Genomic DNA, 26,169 nt, shown 5'->3' with positions numbered 1-26,169 from the left:
ATATGAGACAACATTTGGCGAATTTTCGTAGTCGACGCAATATTGCCTCTTTGCAGAAAAATCGGAATATTAATTTAACAGGGTGAAAATGATGGAATATATTCATTCGTATTTGAAAGGTGGTTCCTGGTTTACGCTTGGCGACAGCATAACAGAACGAGGATGGTATCAACCTATTGTTGCAGAAAACTTAGGGCTGGCGGAGTGGAGAAACTACGGTATTGGTGGAACCTGTATCGCCCAAAAAAATGAGCAAGATAATTCAGCCATTTGCTTACGCTATAAAACCATGGGGGAAAATCCAGACCTTATTACTCTCTGGGGCGGTGCCAATGATTTCGGTTTTAACTTCGGATCTGATGGTGGCACCGAAATAGGCGATAAACATGATAAAACGGCATTGACCTTTTATGGCGCAATGGATCTGCTACTTACCGGCGTTATAAAAAAATATCCGTTGGCCAGAGTAGGGTTTGTTGTTACGACACCCGTTTCAAATGCGCGCGGACACGGGCAAAAAAATGCCAAAGGATATTATCTGGCAGATTATTGTAACGCTATCAGAGAAAAGTGTGAGGAATATTCCATACCTTATCTCGACCTGCAAAAGAACTCCGGCTTTAACGAACTCAATATGGACATTATGACCAGTAATACAACTGGCGTGATTTCCGATGGTTTGCACCCTTCAAAATTAGGCATGGAAAGACTGGCCACCAAGATTACGCATTTTATCTTATCGTTGTAGGAGAGGTGGCTATGAGAATTGCAACCATTGATCTCCTGAAAATACTCGCGATCTTTCTTGTCATCCTGGCGCACGTGACGTTGTTTTTTCTGAATCACGACGAAAGCGATGTTGTGTTGTGCTTTTTCAGGCAGGCGGGGCTATGCGGTGTTGCCCTTTTTTTTATCTGTAGCGGCTATTTTTTATTAAATAACAAACACGAAGACCAAGCAAACTATGTGATTGCCAAGATTAAAAGCATCGTTGGTGTACTGATTTTCTGGTTATTATTTTATTACGCGTATGATACCTGGTGGATAAGTCGATTTACCGATGTGCCGGAAATTAATCTCCTTAATTACCTGAATGTCAGTAAAGCCACCACAGAAGCAACGCCGTTATGGTTCATATTTGCCATTATTCCGCTGTACATTTTTACACCCTTAATGCGGCATGCTTTTAAGAAAGAACGCGCGAGTGAAATACTAAAAGTCGTTGTGTTAATGGTGGTTATCGCCAACCTGACATTATTAAACACATGGACTGAAGCCAGCTTCAATTTCTCACTTTTTGCATTTAACTTGCTCATTCCCTTTCAACCTGAAGGACTGATTTGTTTTTTAATTGGTGGTTACCTCGGGCTGGTTAAACCAACTCTCAAGCAATTCTCTATTGCGCATATTATGACGTTAACGCTGGCGGTTATCGCACTGTTCGTATTGGCGTACATCTCGTCCAGCGCGGGAATTGCCATCTTTTATGGTAAGTTTTATAATATATTATTACTTATCTCTTCCGTCGGCCTGTTTTTGTTCATTGTTAATCTGAATATTAATATGCTACCACGCTGGGTGAGCAACCTGAGCGACAATGTCCTGGGAATCTACCTTGTACACAACATCTTTGTCGTGGAAATTCACAGTGTGTTTATTCATGAAAAGCTGTTGGGAATAATCTCGGAAGCGAATATTTATCTTTATATCATTGCTTATTCCTTGTTGGCTTTTGTCCTTTCTTACGGCCTCTGTGCTCTGCTGAAAAGATCAAAGATAACGGCCAGAATTGTCACACTTTGACAACCTGAATGCGGCGAAAGGACCAGTAACTTGTGCTACTGTCACTCTCTTTATAAAACAAGGAGTTTGCTATGCCGCACGTTGATATTAAATGTTTTCCCCGCGATCTGTCCGAAGCGCAAAAAACCGCGCTGGCAAACGATATCGCCGAGGTAATTGTTCGCCATTTGAGTAGCAAAGATAGCGCTGTCAGCGTCGCTCTTAACACCGTCGCGCCAGATAACTGGAAAGCGCAGGTATGGGACACCGACATTGCGCCGCATATTGACACGCTTATCAAAAAGCCTGGCTATTCAATGTAAATATCCTGCCGCCCACACCTGCCGTGTGGGCTTTTTTTATCATTTTGCTAAACAAAAAATGCTGTTGTTTTGAACAACTTCCCGGAATATATAATACGCGGCAATCTGATTATGAATGTAAGCGTATCAGTTTTTTCATTATTTTCGCTTTCGGAAAATTCATATTTGCGCGATCTTAAATACAATTCTAGAGTTTTTATTATCTCGCTCAGGATAATAACCAGAGCAATATAATCATCACGGAAAGCGCTAGATTGATTAATTTCGCTAGCAACTCATTAAACAAGGAACGTCGTTCATGAAGCCATCCCGTTCTTTCATATTATTATTGCCCCTGTTTGCCGCATTGCCGTTGCAAGCCGCAGAGCCCGCAGCGGAATCACAAAACTGGTATCCCTCAATTTATGGTGCAAATGATGAAATAGGCGCAGCAAATCTGCTCACGCCTGAGGTTGTTTTACAAGCTATTCACCTTGTAAAACAAGGTGTTGTTGTGCCACTGGCGGTGCCGGTTGATAAGGATTTCCCGGCGTTTCGCCACCGCAGTTTTCATCTCTACAATATTCAGCCCGGCCAGCAAGACGGGAAAACGCTTGGCCCGAATAAATTCACCTTCAATGATGAGCTGGTCAATGCATGGACAGGCGTGGGCACACAGTTAAACGGCATCGGCCATATCGGCATTAATAATATCTATTACAACGGTAATAAAGCGGCAGATTTCGTCACTATTGATGGTGTTAAAAAATTAGGCATTGAAAAAGTCCCGCCGATGGTAACGCGAGGCGTGGTGTTAGATATGACCACTTATTATAAACAAAAGATTGTTCCCGGCGGCACTGAGTTTAGCGTTGAGGATATTCAGTCGGTATTAAAAAACCAGGGATTAACCTTAAAAAAAGGCGACATCGTTTTATTTAACACGGGATGGCTGGAACTTATTGGTAAAGACAATAAACAGTTTCTGGAAAAGGAGCCTGGTATTGGCATGGAAGCAGCAAAATGGTTGGCGGACCAGCAGATCGTCGCGTTTGGCGGCGATACCTGGGCGTCTGAAGTGTATCCAAACCCTGCAACTAAGGAGGAGTTCCCAATCAATCAGTATCTGTTAGCAAAACGGGGGATTTACAACCTGGAGTTGATCGATACACGTCCACTGGTAGGCAAACAAGTTTGGGAATTCTTGTTCGTCCTTGGCCAACCGCTGTACACCGGTTCAACACAGGTCAACATCAACCCTGTGGCGATTTATTAGTTTTTTGTTGTTGTTTGTTGTTGTTTGCTGTTAGCGCTACCCTGAAGTGGTTTTCATTTTTAGTAAAACATTGTTCTGTGGAGCAGTTCGGGTTTCATTTACCGGGTTAATGTTACATAAGCGTCTTTGACATGGAGATGATTATGTTTCGGAAACTCAGTTCACTGACATTCGCGCTGCTCCTTTTTTCGCACCCTTCATTTGCTGCTCCAGAGAGTTTTCCCATCTGGCCGCAGGGCGATGCGCCAGGCGCTAAAAGTAGCACGGTCAAATTTGTATTAACTGAACGCAGTAAAGATCCTTCGCTTCCCGACCGCGCCGTGACCGGCATTCGCGCGCCGCAAATCACCGTGTACAAACCGCAAAAACCCAACGGCACCGCCATCCTGGTGATTCCGGGCGGATCGTATAAACGCGTCGTGCTGGACAAAGAGGGCAGTGATTTAGCCGCGCCTTTCAATGCGCGCGGTTACACCTTGTTTGTGATGACCTACCGCATGCCGGAAGATGGCCATGCCGAAGGGGCTGACGCCTCGCTGGCGGATGCGCAACGTGCGTTGCGTACCTTACGCGCACAGGCAGAATCACGCCATCTCAACCCGAAAAAAATGGGTGTAATGGGTTTCTCCGCCGGCGGGCACGTCGCCGCAAGCCTGGAGACGCGTTACGATGAGAAGGTTTACAGGCCGGTGGACGACATTGATAACCAGCGCGCACGGCCAGATTTTGTGGTACTGGGTTACCCGGTGATTTCAATGGATCAGGCGATTGCCCACGCTGGTTCGCGAAAAGCGCTAATCGGTGAAACGCCAACGGCGGAGCAGATCAAACACTACTCGCCGGAACAGAATGTCACCGTGCAAACACCGCCGACCTTTCTGCTGCATGCTGTGGATGATCCTTCTGTACCGGTTGCCAACTCGCTGGTGATGTTTAACGCGCTGCACGCCCATAATGTGCTCACCGAGTTGCATCTGTTCAGCAAAGGGCAGCATGGATTTGGCGTACGCGGTGTGAAACACCTACCGGCAGCGGTCTGGCCAGAACTGGTGATGAACTGGATCGACGCGCTGCCTGAGTAAATGCTTCGTCATTCGCCAGCGGTGATGCGCTTGCCGCTGGTGACGAACGTGCCGCCGCCAAGGTGATGAATGGTATTCAGTTTATCGTCATCAAAGTGCCAGCGCCCATTGATAAATACACGTTCATCCGCGGCGGCGGAAACCACTTCGCCAAACAGCGTGTCATATTTTTCTTGCGCTGCGGTTGGTGGAAGCAAACGACACTCCATCCACGCCAGGCACTTCTCTTCGATAACCGGCAGGCCCAGTACCGGCCCGGCGATAACAGGAATGCCATAGCAATTAAACTTGTCTTCATCGCGACCGGTCACGCTACCGACTGCATAACTCCAGTTCGTTGCCGCAACGCCTGGCACCACAATGCCAAACATGCCGCTACGTTCAATCAGCTCACGCGACCAGGCGCTTTTGTCCACCACAATTGCAATTCGCGGCGGCGAAAACTCAACCGGCATCGACCAGGCCGCTGCCATCACATTGCGCCGGTCGATCTGCTCATCGCGGCTGGTAATAAGAATGGTCGGACCGTGGTTTAGCAGGCGACAAGCATGTTCTAACGCCAGCGGACGGAAATGGCTCATAACGGTTCCTCTGTGTAATAGTTTCTGGCATTAAGTGGCTGAACAGGCAGCAAAATCAAGGCGTGGCGCATTATCCGGCACTCCTTGCGACCACAATCTGTCCGCGGCCTTGCTCTTTCGCCAGGTAGAGCGCCAGGTCGGCCGCACGTACCAGATTATCTGCGCGCGCATGGCGCGGCCAGGTCGCCAGGCCAATCGAAACAGAAACCGGGCCAATGTCCTGTGATTCATACAGCATGTGATGATTCACGACATTATTCAGCAGCGTCTCAGCCACTTTTTTCGCCTGCACTTCATCCGCACCGGGCAGAACAAGCAAAAACTCTTCGCCGCCATACCGGAATGCAATGCTGTTTTCATCCAGCGTTTCGGTGATCAGCCGTGACAGCTCACGCAGCACCTTATCACCCGCGTCGTGGCCATACTGATCGTTAAGCTTCTTGAAATAATCCACGTCGACCATCAGGCAGCTCAGTTTCGTGCCTTCAACCATCGCCTGATCGAGCATATTGCGCAGTGTTTCATCCAGGCTGTGGCGGTTGCGCAGGCCCGTCAACGAGTCGTGCATGGCGCGTTCTGTCAACGTATCACGCAGGATCTGGTTTGCCAGCGCCAGCGCCAGCGTTTCTGCCAGCAGCTCCAGGTAGATATAGGGCGGTTCTTTGCCTGGCGTGTAGTTATCGAAAGTGAGCAAACCAATGCTTTTATTCTGCGCGTTAAGCGGCACACAAATCGCACGCGTGGCGATCTCGGGTTGAAGATGTTCGCAGGGCATGTCAACGCCGCCTTTCGCAGGGCTATGTAACTGCCCACGTTTTAACGCCCAGCAATGTTCGGGCGGGAAGGGGGCATCTTCGCCCGGCGGCAACCCCCAGCGCGCCACACACTTCATGCGCTTAGTGCGCGCATTGAGAACAAACAATCGGCCGCCCATATCCGGAATGATTTGCGGCGCAAAGCGGCTGATCACACGAAAAATCGCGCTATGGGAATCACACCCCTGCAACCGCTGCGTCATTCTCGCCAGCAATGTCCGCGTGGCCCACTCCGCGTCTCGCTCAAGTTCCAGACGCTGCCGTGTCAGGCCGTTTTCGCGAAATATGCGGATGGCCTGCGCCATATCACCGATTTCATCCACCTGCGCCAGCACCGGCGCTTCCACATCGTAATCCTGGGTCGCCAGGCGGTTGACCACATCGCTTAACGTCACCACCGGACGCAAAATGCGGTGCTTGATAATAAAACCGAGCACAAATAAGAACAGTAACGCCGTCAGCCCAACCATAATTTCGGATAAAGTGCGTAAGCGTAACGATCGGTCGGTTGCTTCGGCTATCGCGGTCTGGACACGCTGATCGGACAGGCTGCGGAAGTGGGCGAAACGGTACTCTGTTTCGGAAAGCCGCTCTTCATAGCTGGCGCTATACAGCAGATTCATCGCCTCGTCCGTTTTCCCGGCTTCAATATCGGCGATGGCGATGCGCTGCTCATCCTCCAGCTGATCCAGCGTCGACAGCCCATCACGCAAAATCAGGAGCTCTTCATCGGAAGCGCCGCGATCACGCAGGGCGACCAGATGATTTTCCAAATCGATATCCTGCTGCTGGCGGGTTTTCCAGCTTTGAATCAGTTCTGGCTGCTTTTTGATCACCGCTTCTCGCGCCAGCTCGGTGAGCGCATAAGCCTCTTTTTCCAAATCGTCTGTTAACTCATCGAAAACGCGGTTTTGCGCCACGGCGTCACGCTCTGCACGTTCCGCATTCGACGCCAGAAACAGCGCCACGCCGGAGGTCAGCGTTAATACCACGGTCGCGGTATAAGCAAAATTGGTGATCGTAGCGATGCGCACGGGAATCCTTTTAGATATGAGTACAGGAATATGCTTTCAGTTTAGACATTCAGTTAAAAATCAATGCGCAATATTGACGTCATTTCTTCGTCATATTCGCTGCCTATAGTCAGCCGCAATCAAATCCCAAAGAGGATAACAACATGTTTGCTCCCCTGACTTTTGTGCAGGTGGATGCGCCCCGTCGGCTCAAAACCACGGGCCAATCACGGCTTTCTGTTACGGGAGGGCGTGGATGAGCGCATTCACCGATATCCGCTTACAAGGTGTTTCCTTCGCCTTTGGCGCACATACCGTTCTTAATCACATCGATTTACATATTCAACCTGGCAGCATTGTTGCGCTGCTCGGCCCGTCTGGCTGCGGCAAAAGCACCTTGCTGCGCTTGCTGGCAGGGCTGAGTGAACCGGCAGAAGGTGAGATCTGGTTTGGCGATCGCCTGGTGGCGAAAGCGGGCTGGACGTTGCCGTCGGAAGCGCGCGACATCGGCATGGTATTTCAGGATTACGCGCTCTGGCCGCATATGAGCGTCGCGCAAAACGTGGCTTTCCCGTTAAAAATGCGCAACGTGCCGCGCGCAGAACGCGAACAGCGCGTGTCACAGGCGCTGGAGAGGGTCGGGCTCGCTGAATTCGCCGGGCGCAAACCCGCAGGCTTATCTGGCGGGCAGCAACAACGCGTGGCGCTGGCGCGCGCCATTGTTGCCGAACCCAGCGTTCTGTTGTTTGACGAGCCGCTCTCCAACCTCGACACCGCGCTGCGCGAATCCTTATGCCACGAGATGGCGCGTCTGCTGCGCCAGCTTGGCACCACCGCCGTGTATGTCACCCATGACCACCGCGAAGCACAGTGGCTTGCCGACCGCATTGTGCATTTAGCGTCCGGGACCGTTGAATCTGTACGAACCGTTACTTCATCCTCAGGGGAAATTGCATGAAAGCCTTACTGTCTGTGAAAAAAGGAGTCGCTTTAGCCATGGTGCTGTCGTCCATGATGATGTCCAGCGCGCACGCGCTGACCGTTTACACCGCAGGTCCTGGCTCGCTGGCAAAAAGCCTGGCCAGCGGCTTTGAGCAAAAAACCGGCGTTAAAGTCAATATCTTCCAGGCGACAACCGGCAAAGTGATGGCGCGTCTGGAAGCCGAGCAGGCCAATCCGCAGGCCGATATTTTAATTTCCGCCTCGTGGGATACCGCCGAAGATCTACATAATCGCGGCTGGTTGCTGCCGTTTAACAGCGCCAATGCTGACAAAGTCCCGCAGACATTAAAAAGCGCCGACTATGTGGCGCAGGGCATCTCGGCGCTGGGGATTGTCTGGAACACCAAGAGCGGCACCCCGGAACCAAAAGAGTGGAACGATCTCACTTCAGCGGACTTCAAAGATAAAGTTACCACGCCCGATCCGTCGCTCTCCGGCGCATCACTTGACCTGCTGATTGGTCTGCAAAACGGTATGGGCGACCGCGCCTGGCAGTTATTTGATGCGCTGAAAAAGAATGGCATGGTCGTAAGCGGTCCGAACGCCCAGGCGGTAACGCCGGTGATGCAAGGGGCGAAAGCGGCGGTGTTTGGCGCGGTTGACTACGTGACGTATGGCAATATCGCGCAGGGCGAATCGCTGAAAGTGATCTTCCCGGCCAGTGGCACCGTTATCGCTCCACGCCCCATGATGATCCTCAAAACAACCCACCATGCGGACGACGCCAAAGCGTTTATCGATTACGTACTGTCGCCGGAAGGGCAGAAAATGGTCGCCGACGCCTGGTTGATGCCTGCTCGCACGGATGTGGAAGCCAAACGCCCGCTGTTTACCGAGCTGAAAGTGCTGCCGACCCAGAGCAATGGCACCAGTGAACGCGGTGACGTGCTGAAGCGCTTTAACGCGCTCTTTGCTCAATAATCCTTTCGATCTTTGCGGGGGCAACCCCGCTTTTAGGATACCCGTTGTGAACCAAAGATTAATTGCGCAAGCAACGCTGGCGCTGCTGCTGATACTGGTGGCGCTGCCGCTGCTGTTTATTCTCCTGCAGGCGGTGTTCCCGCACTTTAGCGCGGGCGAATTTGGTGGCGCGTTTTCCGCCATCCCCGGGTTGCTGGCCGAACCGCAACTGCCCGCCATGTTCGGCGGTACGCTGCAAATTGCCTTCGGTGTGGCGCTGTGCAGCGCGCTGATCGGTTTGCCGTTCGGCGTCGCACGCGGGTTATTTGATTTACCGTGCCCGAAACTATGGGATCTGCTGTTTTTGATTCCGTTTTTAACCCCGCCTTATATCACCGCGCTGTCATGGATGCTGGTGTTGCAAACCCAGGGTTACCTGATGCAGCTCACCGGGCTGGATCTCAATAATTTACTGTTCAGCAAAGTTGGCATCATTCTGGTGATGACGCTGAATATCTTTCCGGTGGTTTACTTTGCCGTGTCGCGCAGTTTGCTCGCCAGCGGGCAACGACTGGCGCAGGTCGCACGCATTCACGGCGCCACACCCTGGCGGGCGTTTTACCATATCACGCTGCCGTTACTTTCCCCGGCGCTGGCGGCCGGTATGTTACTGGCGTTTACGCTGGCGGTGGAAGAGTATGGCGTGCCCGCCGCACTTGGAACCCGTTCTGGTGTGGTGATGTTGACTGTTGGCATCGAAGAGAAACTGGCCGACTGGCCGATCGATTTACCCGGCGCGTCGCTGCTGTCGGTGGTGCTGATTGCTATTGCGCTGTGCGGATGGTGGCTCCAGCGTAAGCTAACCGGCGATAAAGATGTCACCAGCGTGTCCGGGAAACCGACTGAACATATCGGGGCGAAACTCGGTTTTGCCACCTTACCGGTGCTGCTGGTGATGGCGGCGGTCGGCTTTCTCGCCGTGGTTCTACCGGGATTGTCGATGGCGCTAACCGGCTTCAGCTCCACGCTTTCCGGCGGCGTGTCGCTGGATAATCTCTCCGTGAAACATTTTGCCGCGCTGTTCGAACAGCGCGGTGATGCGCTGCCCGCACTGGGCACCAGTTTGTCGCTAGCGTTGGGCGCGGCGCTGATTACCGGCGCGCTGGGCTTGTGCGCCGCCTGGCTTGTAGTAATGCAAAAGATTAAAGGACGCACGGTAATTGATGCGCTATCGCTGATGCCCGCCGCGCTGCCCGGCGTGGTGGTTGGCGTTGGCTTGATTTTGCTGTGGAACCGCAGTTTCTGGCCGGTTTCACCCTACAACACATGGGCAATTTTGCTCATCTCTTACTGTTGCCTGCTTTTGCCATGGCCAGTGCGTTATATCGGCAGCGCCATGCGCCAGTTGGGCGGCAATCTGGAGCCTGCTGCGCGGGTTCACGGTGCCAGCGCGTTTCAGGCGCTGCGGCTGATTGTGCTGCCGCTGATTTTCCCGGCAATGCTCGCCTCCATGCTGATGGTGTTCGCCATTGCATCGCGCGAGCTGGTCACCTCGCTGTTGCTGGCTCCGGCGGGTACACAAACCGTGGCGGTATTTATCTGGCGGCAATTCGAGCAAGGCTCTGTAGGTCAGGGGATGGCGATGGCAACCCTGACGCTACTCACCGGGCTGGCGTTGATGCTCACCGCGCTTGGAATAATGCAACGCAGCACAAAGGGATAAATCGAGGGCACAAAATCGACGGTAAAGCGAAAAAAATGCGCTATAACAACGGGACACCATTCGCAAGGAGCCTGTATGTCCCCTTTTTTGACCGCTTATCTGGCCCGTATTGGCTGGGAGCAAACGCCCGATATCTCACTGGAAACGCTACGGGCGTTGCATTTGCATCACAACGGCGCCATCCCTTTTGAAAACCTTGATGTAGTGCTGCCGCGCGAGATTGAACTCAGCGATGAGGCGATTTTCCATAAGCTGGTGGTCGCTCGTCGCGGCGGTTACTGCTTTGAGCAGAACGGGCTGTTTGAGCGTGTGCTGAAAGAGGTTGGATTTACGGTACGCAGCCTGTTAGGACGGGTGGTGCTTGCTAATCCGCCGCAGATGCCGCCGCGTACGCACCGTATTCTGCTGGTGCAGCTTGCGGGCGAGCTGTGGATCGCCGATGTCGGTTTTGGCGGGCAAACGCTGACCGCGCCGATCCGCTTGCAGGAAGATATTGAGCAGGAAACGCCGCATGGCCTCTACCGTTTGCAGCGCAAAGGCGAAGACTGGGTGCTCCAGTTCCGCCATCATGAGCGCTGGCAGTCGATGTATCAGTTTGAGATGGGACAACAGTATCAGGCCGATTTTGTCATGGGAAATTTTCACTCCGCGCATTGGCCGGCATCCCATTTTCGCCATCACTTGTTGATGTGCCGCCATCTGCCGGACGGCGTAAAGCTGACATTAACGAACTTTCACTTCACTCACTGGAAAAACGGCCAGGCGCTGGAAGAGGTGACCTTTGCCGATGTTCCGGCGCTGTATGACGCGCTGCAAAATCGCTTCGGGCTAGGTGTTAACGACGCACAGCACGGCTTTAGCCTGCAACAACTGGAAGCAGTGATGGCCGGTTTCGATTTGCACGGCGACAAAGCTTAACAAAGTTCTTTTTCGATCATAACAGCCAGATGGCGATTGAAGGCAGCTTCGTCAACATCTGGCATCCCCAGCATGCAAATTCCGTCCAGGCCACATACCAGTGCAATCAGTCGCCAGGCGATGTTTGCCGCCGTATCGTGAGAGGTAAATTCACCCGCCGCACGACCTTGCTCAATCAATTGCACCACTTTGACGTGCCACATCTGCATCGTCAGCAGATAGGCGCCTTTGATTTCCGGCTCTTTACTCGCCAGCAGTAATGCTTCCCGCCACAAATGCACATAGGGTTCGAGTCCGCCTTCGTCGCTGCCCAACATCGCGTGTAACTGTTCGCGCCATGGCGCGGTCGCGGGCACCACTTCAACCTCCAGCAATTCAGCAATCAGGCGGATAAACGCCTGCGCTTTTAATTCATTTCCCGACGTGAAGTGGTGGTGAACTTGGCCGGTAGCCACCCCGGCAACACTTGCGATCCGGCGAACGGTCATGGCGGAAAAACCGTCTTCCAGCGCTACGCGCATCGCGGCTTTGAGGATCACTTCACGGCGATCATCCTTGTTCAGGTAGCGCATAAAACCTCGGCTAAATAGGGGGTAAACGGAGTGTAACAAAAAGCTGGACATGCGTTCAACTTTCCGTAGGATCGCCATTCTGGACATCTGTCCAGGAATGAAAACGATGGAGAGAAGTATGTTTCGTCAGTGGTTAACGCTGGTCATCATTGTGCTGGTTTATATTCCGGTCGCTATCGATGCGACGGTGCTGCATGTCGCCGCGCCCACACTGAGCGCGGTGTTAAATGCCAGCGGAAATGAGCTGTTATGGATAATGGATATCTACTCGCTGGTGATGGCCGGAATGGTGCTGCCGATGGGCGCGCTGGGCGACAAAATCGGTTTTAAGCGGTTGTTGCTGATCGGTAGCGGGCTGTTTGGCGCGGCCTCGTTGCTGGCGGCATTTGCCTCAAGCGCCAGTTGGCTTATCGCCACGCGCGCGCTGCTGGCAGTCGGTGCAGCAATGATCGTGCCGGCAACACTTGCCGGGATCCGTAACACTTTTTCGCAGGCGCAGCAGCGCAATACGGCGCTCGGCGTCTGGGCGGCAATTGGTTCCGGCGGCGCGGCATTTGGTCCGTTAATTGGCGGAATGTTGCTGGAGCATTTCTACTGGGGTTCCGTGTTCCTGATCAATGTGCCGATTGTCATTGCCGTGATGGCGCTGACCGCGCGCTTCGTGCCACGCCAGCAAGGCCGCGCCGAGCAGCCGTTACACCTGAATCAGGCATTGAGCTTGATTGTCGCCATCTTGCTGCTGGTGTGGAGTGCAAAAACGGCGATGAAAGGCACGCAGCCGCTATGGATCGTGGCGAGTACATTGCTCGTGGGTGCCACCTTGCTGACCGGTTTTGTGCGCATTCAGCTTGCCGTCACGACCCCGATGATCGACATGCGGCTGTTTACGCATCGCGTGATTTTAAGCGGTGTGCTGATGGCGATAACGTCGATGGTGACGCTGGTCGGTTTTGAGCTGCTGATGGCGCAGGAGTTGCAATTTGTTCACGGTTTCACGCCGTTTGCCGCCGGGGTTTTTATGCTGCCGGTGATGCTGGCGAGCGGATTTAGCGGGCCCATCGCCGGGATATTGGTGTCAAAACTGGGATTACGCCGCGTCGCCGCTGGCGGGATGGCGCTCAGCGCGGTGAGTTTCCTGGGCCTTTCCGTGACCAACTTCGCCACCCAGCCGTGGCAGGCCGGAATATTGATGGCGCTGCTGGGCTTCAGTGCGGCAAGCGCGTTACTGGCCTCTACGGCGGCGATCATGGCCGCTGCGCCAAAAGAGAAAGCGGCAGCCGCCGGGGCGATTGAAGCGATGTCGTACGAACTGGGCGCCGGTCTTGGCATTGCCGTGTTTGGGTTGATTTTGAGCCGCAGTTTCTCCGCCTCGATCCAGCTTCCACAGGGGTTAAGCAGCGAGACCGCCGCGCAGGCGTCATCGTCCATTGGTGAAGCATTCCGCCTGGCGCAGGAAGCACCGCCCGCAGTTGCCGAGGGGATCATCGCGGCGGCGAAAACAGCCTTTATCAGTTCACACAGTGTTGCATTGGGAACCGCCGGCGCGCTGTTGATACTACTGGCGGTGGGGATCTGGTTTAGCCTGGCACGAGTGGAAAAACAGTAGCGTTGTGCCGGATCACGCACGCTGGCGGGTTGACCACCAACAGAGTAGCGATCCGGCGCACACCATCAGCGCGCCCTGCCAGAAGGAGAACGAGAGCGGGGCACTTAACACCACCGCCGCCAGCGCGGAAGAGAGTACCGGCGTGAAATAAGATGCCGCCGCCAGCACCGTGACGTTGCCGTGCAAAATACCAATATTCCACGCGGCATAACCAAGACCGAGCGCAATGCCGGTCATGAATAATTTCATCACCACCGGTAGCGTAAAGACCATTTCCGGTTGCGGTGTGACGGCGAATTTCACCCACAGCGTCGCTGCCGTCAGCAATACAAACAGCGTAATACCGTTCGCGCCGTTGGCGTATTTGGTGGTGACGGTGCAATAAATCGCCCAAATAAACGCCCCGGCAAACGCCAGCGCATAGCTAAGCGGGCTGGAGATAATGTTTCGCTGGATTTCAGCGATATCAAGACCGCTATCGCCGCCGAGCACCCAGCTCACACCGAGTATCGCCAACAATAAACCGGGAATAACCCACAAACTGGATTTTTGACCGTTAAATAATATTGCGCACAGAATAGTCAGACTCGGCCATAAATAGTTAACCATGCCCACTTCTATCGCTTGTTGTCGCGTCGCGGCAAAACCCAGCGACAGCGCCAGACAAAGTTCATAACTGACAAACAGCACACTTCCGGCAATAAGATAACGCACTGAAAAACGGCGTAAATCCGGGATACCGACGATGACCATCAGCAGCAAACCGCTCAGGGTATAGATCATCGCCGCGCCGCCAACCGGGCCAAGACCTTCACTGACGGCGCGAATAAAACCCACCATCGTGCTCCAGAGGAATACCGCCAGTAAACCAATTAGCGTTGCGCGTTTTTTATTCATTACTGCACTTAATCGCCTGAAACAAAACCTCAACTTATAACACGGCTGAATAATTAAGCGAAATCCACCGCGCAATATCTACCACTTTTGTGTGATGAAAATTCGACGTGTAAAACTATTAGGTATCAAGCTCCCGGCGTTATTGATTTACCGCAATTAATTCACCCTGTGAAATGTTTAGTTTTCCGGCCGCAGTCGAAGACAATAATTGAGGAAAGCAATGGACGTCAGCCGCAGACAATTTTTTAAAATCTGCGCGGGCGGAATGGCAGGAACCACAGCGGCCGCGTTGGGATTTGCTCCCAAAATGGCGCTGGCGCAGGCGCGAAATTATAAATTACTGCGCGCCAAAGAGACGCGAAATTCCTGTACATACTGCTCCGTGGGGTGCGGGTTATTAATGTATAGCCTGGGTGATGGTGCGAAAAACGCGAAAGAGGCCATCTATCATATCGAAGGCGATCCGGATCATCCGGTCAGCCGCGGCGCGCTGTGCCCGAAAGGGGCCGGTCTGCTGGATTACGTACACAGTGAAAACCGCCTGCGCTACCCGGAATACCGTGCGCCAGGCTCTGACAAATGGCAGCGTATCAGTTGGGATGAAGCCTTTAGCCGCATCGCCCGGCTGATGAAAAACGACCGCGATGCCAACTTCGTCGAAAGCAACGCCGCAGGCGTAAAAGTTAACCGCTGGCTCTCAACCGGTATGTTGTGCGCCTCGGCGGCGAGTAATGAAACCGGCATGCTGACGCAAAAATTCGTGCGGTCACTCGGCATGCTGGCGGTAGATAACCAGGCGCGCGTCTGACACGGACCAACGGTAGCAAGTCTTGCTCCAACATTTGGTCGCGGTGCGATGACCAACCACTGGGTTGATATCAAAAACGCCAACGTGGTGATGGTGATGGGCGGTAACGCCGCTGAAGCCCACCCAGTCGGTTTCCGCTGGGCGCTGGAAGCCAAAAACAATAACGACGCCACGCTGATTGTGGTCGATCCGCGCTTTACGCGCACGGCGTCAGTTGCCGATATTTATGCGCCAATACGTTCCGGGACGGACATCACTTTCCTCTCCGGCGTACTGCGCTACCTGATCGAAAACAACAACATCAACGCCGAATACGTCAAACACTACACTAACGCCGGGTTGCTGGTGCGGGATGATTTTGCCTTCGAAGACGGCTTGTTCAGCGGCTACGACGCGCAAAAACGCCAGTACGACAAAACCTCGTGGAACTACCAGTTTGATGAAAACGGCTACGCCAAACGCGATGACACGCTGACCGATCCGCGCTGCGTGTGGAATTTGCTGAAACAGCACGTTGCCCGCTACACGCCGGAAACGGTGGAAGATATCTGTGGCACGCCCAAAGCGGACTTCCTGAAAGTGTGCGAAGTGCTGGCCTCAACCAGCGCGGTGGACAGAACCACCACCTTCCTGTACGCCCTGGGCTGGACGCAACACACCGTGGGTGCGCAGAACATCCGAACCATGGCGATGATCCAGTTGCTGCTCGGCAATATGGGAATGGCGGGTGGCGGGGTGAACGCTTTACGCGGGCACTCCAACATTCAGGGGCTGACGGATCTGGGGCTGTTATCGACCAGCCTGCCGGGTTACCTGACCCTGCCATCGGAAAAACAGACCGATTTACAGCAGTACCTGGCGGCGAATACGCCAAAAGCGCTGTTGCCGGACCAGGTGAACTACTGGAGCAACTATCCCAAATTCTTTGTCAGCCTGATGAAGTCGTTCTATGGCGACGCGGCGCAGAAAGAGAATAACTGGGGCTTTGACTGGTTGCCGAAGTGGGATCAGGCCTGGGATGTGATCAAGTACTTCAACAAGATGTCGAAAGGCGAAGTGAATGGCTATATCTGCCAGGGCTTTAACCCGGTGGCGTCGTTCCCGGACAAAAACAAAGTTGTCAGTACGCTGAGCAAACTGAAGTACATGGTGGTTATCGATCCGCTGGTGACAGAAACCTCCACCTTCTGGCAGAACCATGGCGAGATGAACGATGTTGATCCAGCGGCTATCGCCACCGAAGTGTTCCGTCTGCCATCAACCTGTTTTGCAGAGGAAGATGGCTCGATCGCCAACTCCGGTCGCTGGTTACAGTGGCACTGGAAAGGCCAGGATGCGCCGGGCGAAGCGCTGAACGATGGCGAAATCCTCGCCGGAATTTTCCACCGCTTGCGCGAGATGTACCGCACCGAAGGTGGCAAAGGCGCGGAACCGCTGCTGAAGATGTCCTGGAACTACAGCCAGCCGCACAACCCGCACTCGGAAGAGGTGGCGAAAGAGAACAACGGCTATGCGCTGGCGGATCTCTATGACACCAACGGGCAACTGCTGGCGAAAAAAGGGCAACTACTCAATAGCTTTGCGCTGCTGCGCGATGATGGCACAACGGCCTCGTCTTGCTGGATCTACAGCGGAAGCTGGACGGAGCAGGGCAACCAGATGGCGAACCGCGATAACGCCGATCCGTCCGGGCTCGGTAATACGCTTGGTTGGGCATGGGCGTGGCCGCTGAACCGCCGCGTGCTTTACAACCGCGCGTCGGCGGATGTGCAGGGCAAACCATGGGATGCGAAACGGATGCTTATCCAGTGGAACGGGGCGAAGTGGGTCGGCAATGATATTCCCGACTACAACACCGCACCGCCGGGCAGCAATACCGGGCCGTTCATCATGCAGCAGGAAGGGCTGGGGCGGCTGTTTGCACTCGACAAGCTGGCAGAAGGGCCGTTCCCGGAACATTACGAACCGATGGAAACACCGCTTGGCACCAACCCGCTGCACCCGAATGTGGTATCCAGCCCGGTTGTGCGTCTGTTCGAGGACGATGCCAAACGGATGGGGAAAAAAGATCAGTTCCCGTATGTCGGCACGACCTACCGCCTGACGGAGCATTTCCACACCTGGACCAAGCATGCGCGCCTCAACGCCATCGCCCAGCCGCAGCAGTTTGTCGAAATCAGCGAAACGCTGGCGGCGGCAAAAGGCATTGCTAATGGTGACAGCGTCACGGTAAGCAGCAAGCGCGGCTTTATTCGCGCGGTTGCGGTGGTGACGCGTCGTCTGCGTACTTTGCAGGTACACGGTCAGCAGGTGGAAACCATTGGTATTCCGCTGCACTGGGGCTTCGAAGGGGTGGCGCAGAAAGGCTATATCGCCAATACGTTGACACCAAACGTCGGCGATGCAAACTCGCAAACGCCGGAATACAAAGCGTTTTTAGTCAATATAGAGAAGGCGTAAAGGAGCGAATTAATGGCTATGGAAACGCAAGACATTCTAAAACGCTCCGCCACCAACCCGATCACGCCGCCCCCACGGGCGCGTGATGACAAAGCGGAAGTCGCCAAGCTTATCGACGTTTCCACCTGTGTGGGCTGCAAAGCCTGCCAGGTGGCCTGTTCGGAGTGGAACGATATTCGTGATGAGGTCGGGCACTGCGTCGGGGTTTACGATAATCCGGCCGATTTGAGCGCCAAATCCTGGACAGTGATGCGTTTTAGCGAAACCGAGCAGAACGGCAAACTGGAGTGGCTGATCCGCAAAGATGGCTGTATGCACTGCGCGGAGCCGGGCTGTCTGAAAGCCTGCCCGTCAGCGGGGGCGATTATTCAGTACGCCAATGGCATTGTCGATTTCCAGCAAGATAACTGCATTGGCTGCGGCTACTGCATCGCCGGATGTCCGTTCAACGTGCCGCGTCTCAATAAAGAGGATAATCGGGTCTACAAATGCACGCTCTGTGTCGATCGCGTCAGCGTCGGCCAGGAACCGGCCTGTGTGAAAACCTGCCCGACCGGCGCGATCCATTTTGGCACCAAAGCCGAGATGCTGGAGCTTGGCGAGCAGCGCGTGGCGAAACTCAAAGCGCGCGGTTACGCCAACGCCGGAGTCTATAACCCGCAGGGCGTGGGCGGCACGCATGTGATGTATGTGTTGCACCATGCCGATCAGCCGGGTCTGTACCACAACTTGCCGAAAGATCCGCAGATCGACACCTCGGTCAATCTGTGGAAAGGGGTACTGAAGCCATTGTCGGCGGCAGGTTTCCTCGCCACCTTCGCCGGGCTGATTTACCACTACATTGGCATCGGGCCGAACAAAGAAGTGGACGACGATGAAGAGGAGCATCATGAGTAAGTCAAAAATGATTGTGCGCACCAAGTTTATTGACCGCGCCTGTCACTGGACGGTGGTGGTCTGCTTTTTCCTCGTCGCGCTGTCCGGCATTTCGTTTTTCTTCCCGACGCTGCAATGGCTGACGGAAACCTTCGGCACGCCGCAGATGGGGCGCATTCTGCACCCGTTCTTTGGCGTCGTTATCTTCCTGGCGCTGATGTTTATGTTTGTGCGTTTTGTGCATCACAACATCCCGGACAAGAAAGATCTGCCATGGCTGAAAAACATTGTCGAAGTGCTAAAAGGCAACGAGCACAAGGTCGCGAAAGTCGGTAAATACAATGCCGGACAAAAAATGATGTTCTGGACCATCATGAGCATGATGCTGGTGCTGCTGGTGACCGGGGTGATTATCTGGCGTCCGTACTTTGCGCACTACTTCCCGATTCAGGTGATCCGCTACAGCCTGCTGTTGCACGCCACCTCGGCGATCATTTTGCTGCACGCAATCCTGATCCATATGTATATGGCGTTCTGGGTAAAAGGCTCCATCAAAGGCATGATCGAAGGGAAAGTGAGCCGCCGCTGGGCGCAGAAACACCACCCGCGCTGGTATCGTGATGTGGAACGTCTGGAAGCGAAAAAAGAGAGCACTGAAGGTATTAAATAATAGTCAAACCGCTCCGGATAACCGTTCGGAGCGGTTTTAAATCCCTCATTAGCACGGTTCCCATTTATTCATAAACCTGCCCGTATCCATGGATTTATAGGTTAGCCGGGGCATTTCAACTGGTCTGCCTGAAGTGAATGGTCAATAATGCCTGTCGCAAACTTTTAACAAGTGGTTAGTGGTATGAAAAAAACCGTTTTTTCGTTGGCACTTGCGACCTTTGGCCTGGGTATGGCGGAGTTCGGCATTATGGGTGTGTTAACCGAACTGGCGAACAATGTCGGCATTTCTATCCCTTCGGCGGGGCATTTGATCTCCGCTTACGCGTTTGGCGTGGTCATCGGCGCACCGATCATGGCGCTTTTTTCAAACCGCTTTTCGCTGAAAAACACGCTGCTGTTTCTGGTGGCGCTGTGTCTGGTGGGTAACGCCATTTTTACCTTCTCCAGCTCCTACACCATGCTGATTATCGCCCGTCTTATCTCCGGTTTCCCGCACGGGGCGATTTTTGGCGTGGGGGCGATCATCCTTTCGAAAATCGCGCCGCCAGGAAAAGTAACCATGGCGGTGGCCGGAATGATTGCCGGGATGACCGTCGCCAATCTGATTGGCATTCCGCTCGGCACGTGGATCGGTCACGCGTTCAGCTGGCGCTACACCTTCTTGCTGATCTCCGTCTTTTTCGCACTGGTGATCGTCTCGGTGATTGTCTGGGTGCCGTCGCTGTTTGATACCAGCGAAAGCCGCCTGCGCGAGCAATTTCACTTCCTGAAAAAACCGGAACCGTGGCTGATTTTCGCCGCCACCATGTTTGGTAACGCGGGCGTATTCGCCTGGTTTAGTTATGTGAAGCCGTTTATGGTCAATGTTTCCGGTTTCACCGAGAGCGCGATGACGCTGATCATGATGCTGATGGGGCTCGGCATGGTGCTTGGCAATATGTTCAGCGGCCGGCTTTCGGTGAAATTCAGCCCAGTGCGCATTGCGGCGGTGACGGAATTATTGATTATGCTGGCGATGCTGGCGCTGTTTGTCGCCGGTGAAAGCAAAGTGGGGGCGTTGTCGCTTGGTTTTGTGTGCTGCGCCGGGCTGTTCGCGCTCTCTGCGCCGCTGCAAATCATGCTGCTGCAAAATGCAAAGGGCGGGGAGATGCTTGGCGCTGCGGGTGGACAAATGGCGTTTAACCTCGGCAATGCGGTTGGTGCGTGGTTTGGCGGGCTGATTATCGCGTTTGGGTTTACGTACAGCTACCTGACGTTACCGGCGGCGGTGCTGACGTTTGCCGCCATGACTTCGCTTCTGATCTATGGTCACAGAAAAACAAAATATCAACCCGAACAGGTCGTTCAGCACTAACCCGCCACCCGGTGAGCCTGCGCCCACCGGGTCAAACGCTCAAGGTAAATACGGCTCGCCAAGCGTTAGCATCAAGCGGTTCGCCCAGGCGAAAAACGCAGCGGACTGGATAAGATCCAGTTGCTGCAAGGTATCCAGGCCTTGAGCATTGAGTCTTTCCAGATGCGCCACGGTTAGCGCAGGCGGCGTTACCGATAGCGCAGCAGCGGCATCAATTTCTGCCTGCCAGCGCGCCGATTGCCCCTTGCTCAAAATCTCGCCGGGCTGTACGGCCAGCAAGGTTTCCACGGCATTATCATCCTTCGATAGCTGGCTGGTTTTACGCGCATGGACCGAGGCGCAGTAGATGCAGCCGTTGATTTTACTGGCCGCCGTTGCCGCCAGCTCGCGCTCAGCACGCGGTAAGCCACCCGGCGTATAAAAAATGCCTTTATCGGTTAACGTGCGCTGCTCCAGCACCGGCAGGTTACGGCCCAGCAGGCGGAAATAGTCGGAATCTGTATGGCCAAATTTTGCCAGGATCGCCTGTTCATCGGGCGTAAATTCCGCCAGCGGTTTTGCCGCCAGCCACGGCTCCCAGCCTAATTCCTGTTGTGTAAATTGTACCGGCGCGGCTTTGCCGCTTTGCGTTTTCGCGTCGGTGTGCCAGACACCGGCCACCACCGAAATATCGCTGTCAGCCACCGTTTTTCCGTTTAACAGCCGCAACCCGGCCAGTAACCGGCTCTGGAAGCTGACAAACGCAACCAGTTGCGCCAGCGTGACAATGCTCTCTTTCTTCCAGCCCGCAGCAACCAGCGTATTGAGCGCCTGAGGCGTCGCTTTCACCGGCGAAAAAGTCAGTAAACGGGCGAATTCCAGCGCCGGGGTTAAGCGTGCCGATGTTGGGTCGGCGAGGCCAAAACCGGCGTAGTGCGCCGCCAGTTCATTGGCGTTGTGCCACTTCGCCACTTTCGCCGCCACGCTATAGCGCTCATCGGCAGTGAACGCGTCTTCCTGAACATCAAACAGCGCCTGGTAACTGCCTTGCGCATGCTGCGTTGCGGCATCACGCGTGTCGCGCGCCTGAGCCACAGGGGAACCGGGGGCGATCTCCGCCAGTTCGGCAAGAATGTCCTGAGTAAACGCCATAATGACTCCTTATAAAATCTGCGGGGCGATCTGCCCGGCGATCAGTTCGATGGAACGCAGGGTGTCCTGGTGCGAAGGTTCGACCGAATGCACCTGGAAAGAGATATCAGTGGCGCGCGCCAGTACGCTGTCTTTGCCGAGCGAATCCAGTACGGTTTTCGCATCACCAATATGAGCATCAAATTGCTGAATATAATCAGTGATATTGTCACCATTTACGCGATAACCCGCCGCGCGGTGCTGCTGCGCTTGCTTCGCAAGACCCGGTGCGGCGACCTGTAGCGCGTAATCAACGCTGTCGGCGACAAACGCGGTGCGCGACGCAAGAATGCGCGGTGTAACACCGGACGGCAGCGCGGCCAGGTAAGCATCAATCATCGGGTTCTGGATTGCATCCAGCGGCAAGAAGGGTTCATCGCCCGGACGTGGCTGTGTGCGCGACAGCATCAATCCGTGACCGCCTTGCGCCGCACGGATTGCACCTTCCACCGAGAATGTGGCGATCCACACGCGCTCCGCAAGTTGCGATGCAGGCGGGTAGAGGTGGTTATCCGGGTGAGTGAGCGAATCACCGCGCCACGCACTCTGGATCAGATGCAGTCCGTCGGCAAAGGCTGTCGCACGTTCGTTAATCGTCAGACCAAACGGCAGAAAGGATGTCGGCGTCCCGCCGGAGCCAAAGCCCACTTCCAGCCGTCCGTCGCTGAGCAAGTCCAGAACTGCCGCGTCTTCCGCCACCCGCAGCGGGTTTTCCAGCGGCAGGGTGATGATGGCAGTGCCGAGCCGAATGCGTTCAGTGTGCGCGGCAACGTGCGCCAGAAAAACCAGCGGCGACGGTAATCCGCCTTCGTGTTCATGGAAATGGTGCTGCGCAATCCACGCCGTATCGAAACCGTGGCGCTCGGCATGGCGGATCTGTTCCGTCGCCAGCCGGTAGCGCTCTTTTGGCACGGTGTTATCGAGCAGGCGGGTAAAAAACCCAAGGCGTTTTCGCGTCATGCGAACTCCTCCGTAGCGGGTGAAAAATGGGGAATGGCGTTGATTAATTCGCGGGTATAGTCGTGCTGCGGCGCGGCAAACAGTTGCTCAACCGGACCGTGTTCGACAATACGACCATTGCGCAGCACCGTGACACTGTGGCCAATACGGCGCACGGTCGCCAGATCGTGGGTAATAAACAGATAAGTCAGCCCCAGTTGCTGCTGCAGTTGTTGAAGCAGGGCGAGGATCTGCGCCTGTACCGTGACATCCAGCGCGGAAGTGGCTTCATCCAGCACCAGAATGCTCGGGTCAAGAATTAGTGCGCGGGCAATAGCAACACGCTGACGTTGACCGCCGGAAAGCTCCCGCGCCGTGCGTTCAAGTAACGACAGCGGCAACGCGACCCGGTGGGCAACCGCCTCCACGCGCGCCATGCGTTCCGCTTTCTCAATGCGCTCAAAGTTCTTTAACGGCTCTTCGATAATCTGCGCCAGCGTCTGGCGCGGATCGAGTGAGGCAAAAGGGTTCTGATAAACGAACTGGATTTTACGCCGCAGTTGCCGGTGCGCCTCCGGGCGCAACTGCGTGGCATCAATATCATCAATGATCACTCTGCCGCTGTCCGCCTGTTCAAAACCCAGCAGAATGCGCGCCAGCGTGGTTTTGCCGGAACCCGATTCGCCCACCAACGCGTGGGTGCTGCCGCGACGCACCTCAAAGCTCACGGCGTCAAGCGCCTGTAACGTGTGGTCTTTACCGAGCGAAAAGCGTTTATGGATATCCAGCAAACGGATTGCTGGTGAGGAGAGCGGCTGGCCGGAAACCGGCGCGATAGTCAGTGATTGCCCGTGCATATCGCTGAGCAACTGGCGGGTGTAGGCATGCTGCGGCGCGCGCAAAATATCCGCCGTTTCACCCTGTTCCTGAATTTCGCCGTCACGGAAAACCAGCAGCCGGTCGGCACGCTCGGCTGCCAGCGCCAAATCATGCGTGACAAACAGCACCGCCGTGCCGGATTCGCGTCGCAGCACGTCCAGCAGATCGAGAATGCGTTTCTGCACGGTGACATCCAGCGCGCTGGTCGGTTCGTCGGCGATAATCACATCCGGTTGCAGAGCGATGGCCATGGCGATCAGCACACGCTGTTTCATGCCGCCGGAAAGCTGGTGCGGATACTGTTTGATGCGTTGTTCAGGATGGCTAAGTCCCACTTTGCTCAACAGCGCCAGCACCTGTGCGTCGCGCTGTCGGGCAGTGAGTTTGCGGTGCAGATGGAGCACTTCCGCCACCTGCGCACCGATCGTTTTGACCGGGTTGAGCGAATTGCCCGGATCCTGCGGCACCAGGCTGATGCGCGCACCGCGAAGGCTGTTCAGTCGCTTTGCTGACCACTGGCTTATCACTTCGCCATTAAGCACAATGTTGCCGCTGTCGCGCCGGGCATTCTCAGCGAGCAGGCCAATAATCGCCTGCGCCGTGGTGGTTTTACCGGATCCGGACTCGCCGACAAATGCCAGCATTTCACCACGCTGGAGGGTAAAACTGACCTGATGCACCACTTCGCGCCATTCTCGCCCGGTGCGATAACTGACGCGTAAATTTTCTACCGATAACACTGTCATGCGCGACCTCCGCTAAACTGGCGGCTGATGCGGTTTACCGCCAGCACCACTACAACCACCACCACGCCCGGGAAGGTCGTCAGCCACCAGGCGGTGGATAAATAATTGCGTCCTTCCGCAATCAGTAAGCCCCATTCCGGCACCGGCGGCGGGGTGCCGTAACCGAGGAAACTGAGGGTGGAAAGGGCGAGGATCGCCTGACCGAATTGCAGCGTGGCGAACGCCAGCACCGCCGTGAGCGAGTTGGGTAAAATGTGCCGCCACAGTACGGCCAGAAAGGTGCCACCGCTGCCTCTGGCCGCTTCGACATAATCGGTATGGCGAATGCGCACTACTTCACCGCGCGACAGGCGGGCAAAACTGGCGACCGAAGCCACGCCGACGGCAATTGCCGCGTTCACCGTGCCAAAGCCAAGCAAAATAATGACCGTCAGCGACAGCAACAGCGAAGGAATCGAGAGTAGAACATCCACCAGGCGCATCAATACCGATTCGACGCGCCCGGCAAGCGCCCCGGCGACAACGCCGGTCAGCGTGCCGACAATCAATCCCATCGCCACCGCCGCCAACGCAGCGCAAAGGGAATGCGATGCACCATAAACAATGCGCGCATACAGGTCGCGTCCTAGTTGGTCCGTGCCCAGCCAGTGACCGGCTTGTGGCGACAACCGCTGCGCTCCGGCGATACCTTCTACCGGGCTATACGCGGTAAACAACGCAGGGAATAACGCGGCCAGTACCGCCAGAATAATCACCGTCCACGCCAGCCATAATCCCGGCTGCCAGCGTAGACCCGCCCAGACAGGAACCCGCTTACGTGCGGCGATGGCATAATCAACCAGACTCATAACGCCCCTCCGGTAACGGTTTGCAGCCGCGGGTCAAACCACGGCATCAGTAAATCGACCAGCAGGTTGATCAGTACAAATCCGAGCGCAGAGATCATCACCACCGCCTGCAATACCGCGATATCCTGGTTATTTACCGCCTGCTGAGTGAGCTGACCTAACCCGGAACGACCAAACACCGTTTCGGTAATGAGCGCCCCGGCAATCAATTCGCCCAGCAACAACCCGGCAATGTTCAGCACCGGCAGCAGGGCGTTGCCTGTCACATGTCGCCACAGCACGCCGGTTTCGCTAAAGCCTTTCGCGCGCGCTACCGCAACAAAGGGTTGCGCGGCAACCTGATCGATACTGCGCATTAAAATTTGCGCCAGCGGTGCACTAATCGGAATGGCAACGGTAATAATCGGCAGGATCAGCCCCTGTAGCGGCGAAGGGTTAATAACCGGGATCAACCGCCAGTGAAATGAGAACAGCTGAATCAGCGCGATACCCAGCCAGAATGTCGGCAGGGAGATCAGCAGCACAGGAACAGACTGAATCGCATTACTTAGCCAGCGCAGCGCCGGAAGTCGGGAAGCAAAGGCCAGCGTGAAGGCCAGTACCACCGCAAGTGCAAAGGCAGGGAGCGCCAGCTGGAGCGTGTCCGGCAAATTGCTGGCAATAAGCTCGCTGACCGGCACACCCGCTTGAACCGAGTAGCCAAAATCTCCGCGCACCATGGCAAACAGCGTATGAAAATATTGCTGCCAGAGCGGGCTGTTTGCGCCATAGGTCACGCGCATCTCTTCGATTTGCGCCGGGCTGAGACCCAGATCCGGGTTCTGGAATTTAATCAGCACCGCGTCGCCCGGCAGCACCTGAAGCAGCACGAAGGAGAGCGTAAACGCGGCCCATAACACCAGCAGACCTTGCCCGGCGCGCCGCAGAAGATAGTGGCTCATTGCCCGC

At 54.9% G+C, this 26,169-nt stretch carries 23 protein-coding genes; 14 read left to right on the top strand and 9 right to left on the bottom strand.

Going from position 1 to position 26,169, the window contains the following annotated elements:
- Positions 1 to 88 precede the first annotated feature (88 nt).
- The 5 genes from E0L21_RS13430 (at position 89) to E0L21_RS13410 (ending at position 4,442) form a co-directional block, all read left to right on the top strand.
- The gene (locus E0L21_RS13430; RefSeq protein WP_235855238.1) at positions 89 to 748 is read left to right on the top strand and encodes an SGNH/GDSL hydrolase family protein; all 660 of its coding nucleotides are present in this window, start codon (positions 89 to 91) and stop codon (positions 746 to 748) included.
- Positions 749 to 759: 11 nt separating this feature from the next.
- Positions 760 to 1,803, top strand: a complete 1,044-nt coding sequence (locus E0L21_RS13425) for an acyltransferase (RefSeq protein ID WP_131410255.1) — start codon at positions 760 to 762, stop codon at positions 1,801 to 1,803.
- Positions 1,804 to 1,874: 71 nt separating this feature from the next.
- The gene (gene pptA / locus E0L21_RS13420) at positions 1,875 to 2,105 is read left to right on the top strand and encodes a tautomerase PptA (RefSeq protein WP_131410253.1); all 231 of its coding nucleotides are present in this window, start codon (positions 1,875 to 1,877) and stop codon (positions 2,103 to 2,105) included.
- A gap of 298 nt (positions 2,106 to 2,403) precedes the next feature.
- Entirely contained in the window at positions 2,404 to 3,360 is a 957-nt protein-coding gene (locus E0L21_RS13415) for a cyclase family protein (protein WP_131410251.1), read from the top strand.
- A gap of 143 nt (positions 3,361 to 3,503) precedes the next feature.
- Complete coding sequence (locus E0L21_RS13410; RefSeq protein WP_131410249.1) at positions 3,504 to 4,442, top strand: alpha/beta hydrolase; 939 nt, start codon at positions 3,504 to 3,506, stop codon at positions 4,440 to 4,442.
- Positions 4,443 to 4,450: 8 nt separating this feature from the next.
- Here the strand turns inward: E0L21_RS13410 and E0L21_RS13405 are convergent, their stop codons facing one another.
- Both E0L21_RS13405 and E0L21_RS13400 read right to left on the bottom strand, forming a co-directional pair.
- Positions 4,451 to 5,023 (bottom strand): flavin reductase family protein, encoded by a 573-nt coding sequence (locus tag E0L21_RS13405; RefSeq protein ID WP_131410247.1) that lies wholly within the window; start codon positions 5,021 to 5,023, stop codon positions 4,451 to 4,453.
- Between the two features lie 70 nt (positions 5,024 to 5,093).
- Positions 5,094 to 6,872, bottom strand: coding sequence for a diguanylate cyclase (locus E0L21_RS13400; RefSeq protein ID WP_131410245.1), 1,779 nt, complete (start codon positions 6,870 to 6,872; stop codon positions 5,094 to 5,096).
- Positions 6,873 to 7,107: 235 nt separating this feature from the next.
- Between E0L21_RS13400 and E0L21_RS13395 the strand changes: the two genes are divergently transcribed.
- The 4 genes from E0L21_RS13395 to nhoA all read left to right on the top strand — a co-directional run bounded on the left by E0L21_RS13395 (position 7,108) and on the right by nhoA (position 11,394).
- On the top strand, positions 7,108 to 7,809 hold the full coding sequence (locus E0L21_RS13395) for an ABC transporter ATP-binding protein (protein ID WP_131410243.1): 702 nt from the start codon (positions 7,108 to 7,110) through the stop codon (positions 7,807 to 7,809).
- Positions 7,806 to 8,774 (top strand): ABC transporter substrate-binding protein, encoded by a 969-nt coding sequence (locus tag E0L21_RS13390; protein ID WP_131410241.1) that lies wholly within the window; start codon positions 7,806 to 7,808, stop codon positions 8,772 to 8,774. Before E0L21_RS13395 ends, E0L21_RS13390 begins: the two co-directional genes overlap by 4 nt.
- Positions 8,775 to 8,820: 46 nt before the next feature.
- Positions 8,821 to 10,476 (top strand): ABC transporter permease, encoded by a 1,656-nt coding sequence (locus E0L21_RS13385; protein WP_131410239.1) that lies wholly within the window; start codon positions 8,821 to 8,823, stop codon positions 10,474 to 10,476.
- A gap of 75 nt (positions 10,477 to 10,551) precedes the next feature.
- Positions 10,552 to 11,394 (top strand): N-hydroxyarylamine O-acetyltransferase, encoded by an 843-nt coding sequence (gene nhoA, locus E0L21_RS13380; RefSeq protein ID WP_131410237.1) that lies wholly within the window; start codon positions 10,552 to 10,554, stop codon positions 11,392 to 11,394.
- On the opposite strand, the gene E0L21_RS13375 is transcribed toward nhoA, so the two are convergent.
- Positions 11,391 to 11,966: a TetR family transcriptional regulator gene (locus E0L21_RS13375; RefSeq protein ID WP_131410235.1), complete on the bottom strand. Its 576-nt coding sequence runs from the start codon at positions 11,964 to 11,966 to the stop codon at positions 11,391 to 11,393. The genes nhoA and E0L21_RS13375 overlap by 4 nt on opposite strands.
- Before the next feature lie 118 nt (positions 11,967 to 12,084).
- Here E0L21_RS13375 and E0L21_RS13370 point away from each other — a divergent pair, with 118 nt between their 5' ends.
- Positions 12,085 to 13,572, top strand: a complete 1,488-nt coding sequence (locus E0L21_RS13370; protein WP_131410480.1) for a SmvA family efflux MFS transporter — start codon at positions 12,085 to 12,087, stop codon at positions 13,570 to 13,572.
- Between the two features lie 12 nt (positions 13,573 to 13,584).
- Here the strand turns inward: E0L21_RS13370 and yddG are convergent, their stop codons facing one another.
- Positions 13,585 to 14,469, bottom strand: coding sequence for an aromatic amino acid DMT transporter YddG (yddG, locus tag E0L21_RS13365; RefSeq protein ID WP_131410233.1), 885 nt, complete (start codon positions 14,467 to 14,469; stop codon positions 13,585 to 13,587).
- A 220-nt stretch (positions 14,470 to 14,689) separates the two neighbouring features.
- Between yddG and fdnG the strand changes: the two genes are divergently transcribed.
- The 4 genes from fdnG to araJ all read left to right on the top strand — a co-directional run bounded on the left by fdnG (position 14,690) and on the right by araJ (position 20,639).
- The gene (fdnG, locus tag E0L21_RS13360; protein ID WP_131410231.1) at positions 14,690 to 17,737 is read left to right on the top strand and encodes a formate dehydrogenase-N subunit alpha; all 3,048 of its coding nucleotides are present in this window, start codon (positions 14,690 to 14,692) and stop codon (positions 17,735 to 17,737) included.
- Positions 17,738 to 17,749: 12 nt separating this feature from the next.
- Positions 17,750 to 18,634, top strand: coding sequence for a formate dehydrogenase subunit beta (fdxH, locus tag E0L21_RS13355; RefSeq protein ID WP_131410229.1), 885 nt, complete (start codon positions 17,750 to 17,752; stop codon positions 18,632 to 18,634).
- Positions 18,627 to 19,283, top strand: a complete 657-nt coding sequence (gene fdnI, locus E0L21_RS13350; RefSeq protein WP_131410227.1) for a formate dehydrogenase-N subunit gamma — start codon at positions 18,627 to 18,629, stop codon at positions 19,281 to 19,283. Before fdxH ends, fdnI begins: the two co-directional genes overlap by 8 nt.
- Before the next feature lie 183 nt (positions 19,284 to 19,466).
- Positions 19,467 to 20,639: an MFS transporter AraJ gene (gene araJ, locus E0L21_RS13345; RefSeq protein ID WP_131410225.1), complete on the top strand. Its 1,173-nt coding sequence runs from the start codon at positions 19,467 to 19,469 to the stop codon at positions 20,637 to 20,639.
- A gap of 39 nt (positions 20,640 to 20,678) precedes the next feature.
- Here the strand turns inward: araJ and E0L21_RS13340 are convergent, their stop codons facing one another.
- Genes E0L21_RS13340 through E0L21_RS13320 form a run of 5 tightly spaced genes read right to left on the bottom strand, consistent with a single transcriptional unit; the run spans position 20,679 to position 26,162 of the window.
- Positions 20,679 to 21,770 (bottom strand): alkylhydroperoxidase domain protein, encoded by a 1,092-nt coding sequence (locus E0L21_RS13340; RefSeq protein ID WP_131410223.1) that lies wholly within the window; start codon positions 21,768 to 21,770, stop codon positions 20,679 to 20,681.
- Between the two features lie 9 nt (positions 21,771 to 21,779).
- Positions 21,780 to 22,769: a putative FMN-dependent luciferase-like monooxygenase gene (locus tag E0L21_RS13335; protein ID WP_131410221.1), complete on the bottom strand. Its 990-nt coding sequence runs from the start codon at positions 22,767 to 22,769 to the stop codon at positions 21,780 to 21,782.
- Positions 22,766 to 24,373: a dipeptide ABC transporter ATP-binding protein gene (locus tag E0L21_RS13330; RefSeq protein ID WP_131410219.1), complete on the bottom strand. Its 1,608-nt coding sequence runs from the start codon at positions 24,371 to 24,373 to the stop codon at positions 22,766 to 22,768. The genes E0L21_RS13335 and E0L21_RS13330 overlap by 4 nt, the downstream gene beginning before the upstream one ends.
- On the bottom strand, positions 24,370 to 25,221 hold the full coding sequence (locus tag E0L21_RS13325; protein ID WP_131410217.1) for an ABC transporter permease: 852 nt from the start codon (positions 25,219 to 25,221) through the stop codon (positions 24,370 to 24,372). Before E0L21_RS13325 ends, E0L21_RS13330 begins: the two co-directional genes overlap by 4 nt.
- A complete protein-coding gene (locus E0L21_RS13320) occupies positions 25,218 to 26,162 on the bottom strand; it encodes an ABC transporter permease (protein WP_131410215.1) in 945 nt (314 codons plus the stop codon). The genes E0L21_RS13325 and E0L21_RS13320 overlap by 4 nt, the downstream gene beginning before the upstream one ends.
- Positions 26,163 to 26,169 lie beyond the last annotated feature (7 nt).

The sequence above is a fragment of the Kosakonia quasisacchari genome, assembly GCF_004331415.1.
Lineage (GTDB): Bacteria > Pseudomonadota > Gammaproteobacteria > Enterobacterales > Enterobacteriaceae > Kosakonia > Kosakonia quasisacchari.
Note: the sequence above shows the minus strand (reverse complement) of the source record. Positions and strands in the feature narration are given on the sequence as shown.

Bases quoted from the DNA above. Each gene is read 5' to 3' on its own strand.
- E0L21_RS13325 (WP_131410217.1), bottom strand. From the start codon at position 25,221: ATGAGTCTGGTTGATTATGCCATCGCCGCACGTAAGCGGGTTCCTGTC.
- yddG (WP_131410233.1), bottom strand. From the start codon at position 14,469: ATGAATAAAAAACGCGCAACGCTAATTGGTTTACTGGCGGTATTCCTC.
- E0L21_RS13405 (WP_131410247.1), bottom strand. From the start codon at position 5,023: ATGAGCCATTTCCGTCCGCTGGCGTTAGAACATGCTTGTCGCCTGCTA.
- pptA (WP_131410253.1), top strand. From the start codon at position 1,875: ATGCCGCACGTTGATATTAAATGTTTTCCCCGCGATCTGTCCGAAGCG.
- E0L21_RS13410 (WP_131410249.1), top strand. From the start codon at position 3,504: ATGTTTCGGAAACTCAGTTCACTGACATTCGCGCTGCTCCTTTTTTCG.
- nhoA (WP_131410237.1), top strand. From the start codon at position 10,552: ATGTCCCCTTTTTTGACCGCTTATCTGGCCCGTATTGGCTGGGAGCAA.
- E0L21_RS13375 (WP_131410235.1), bottom strand. From the start codon at position 11,966: ATGCGCTACCTGAACAAGGATGATCGCCGTGAAGTGATCCTCAAAGCC.
- E0L21_RS13320 (WP_131410215.1), bottom strand. From the start codon at position 26,162: ATGAGCCACTATCTTCTGCGGCGCGCCGGGCAAGGTCTGCTGGTGTTA.
- E0L21_RS13395 (WP_131410243.1), top strand. From the start codon at position 7,108: ATGAGCGCATTCACCGATATCCGCTTACAAGGTGTTTCCTTCGCCTTT.
- E0L21_RS13390 (WP_131410241.1), top strand. From the start codon at position 7,806: ATGAAAGCCTTACTGTCTGTGAAAAAAGGAGTCGCTTTAGCCATGGTG.
- araJ (WP_131410225.1), top strand. From the start codon at position 19,467: ATGAAAAAAACCGTTTTTTCGTTGGCACTTGCGACCTTTGGCCTGGGT.
- E0L21_RS13430 (WP_235855238.1), top strand. From the start codon at position 89: ATGATGGAATATATTCATTCGTATTTGAAAGGTGGTTCCTGGTTTACG.
- E0L21_RS13370 (WP_131410480.1), top strand. From the start codon at position 12,085: ATGTTTCGTCAGTGGTTAACGCTGGTCATCATTGTGCTGGTTTATATT.
- E0L21_RS13335 (WP_131410221.1), bottom strand. From the start codon at position 22,769: ATGACGCGAAAACGCCTTGGGTTTTTTACCCGCCTGCTCGATAACACC.
- E0L21_RS13415 (WP_131410251.1), top strand. From the start codon at position 2,404: ATGAAGCCATCCCGTTCTTTCATATTATTATTGCCCCTGTTTGCCGCA.
- fdxH (WP_131410229.1), top strand. From the start codon at position 17,750: ATGGCTATGGAAACGCAAGACATTCTAAAACGCTCCGCCACCAACCCG.
- E0L21_RS13340 (WP_131410223.1), bottom strand. From the start codon at position 21,770: ATGGCGTTTACTCAGGACATTCTTGCCGAACTGGCGGAGATCGCCCCC.
- fdnI (WP_131410227.1), top strand. From the start codon at position 18,627: ATGAGTAAGTCAAAAATGATTGTGCGCACCAAGTTTATTGACCGCGCC.
- E0L21_RS13330 (WP_131410219.1), bottom strand. From the start codon at position 24,373: ATGACAGTGTTATCGGTAGAAAATTTACGCGTCAGTTATCGCACCGGG.
- E0L21_RS13425 (WP_131410255.1), top strand. From the start codon at position 760: ATGAGAATTGCAACCATTGATCTCCTGAAAATACTCGCGATCTTTCTT.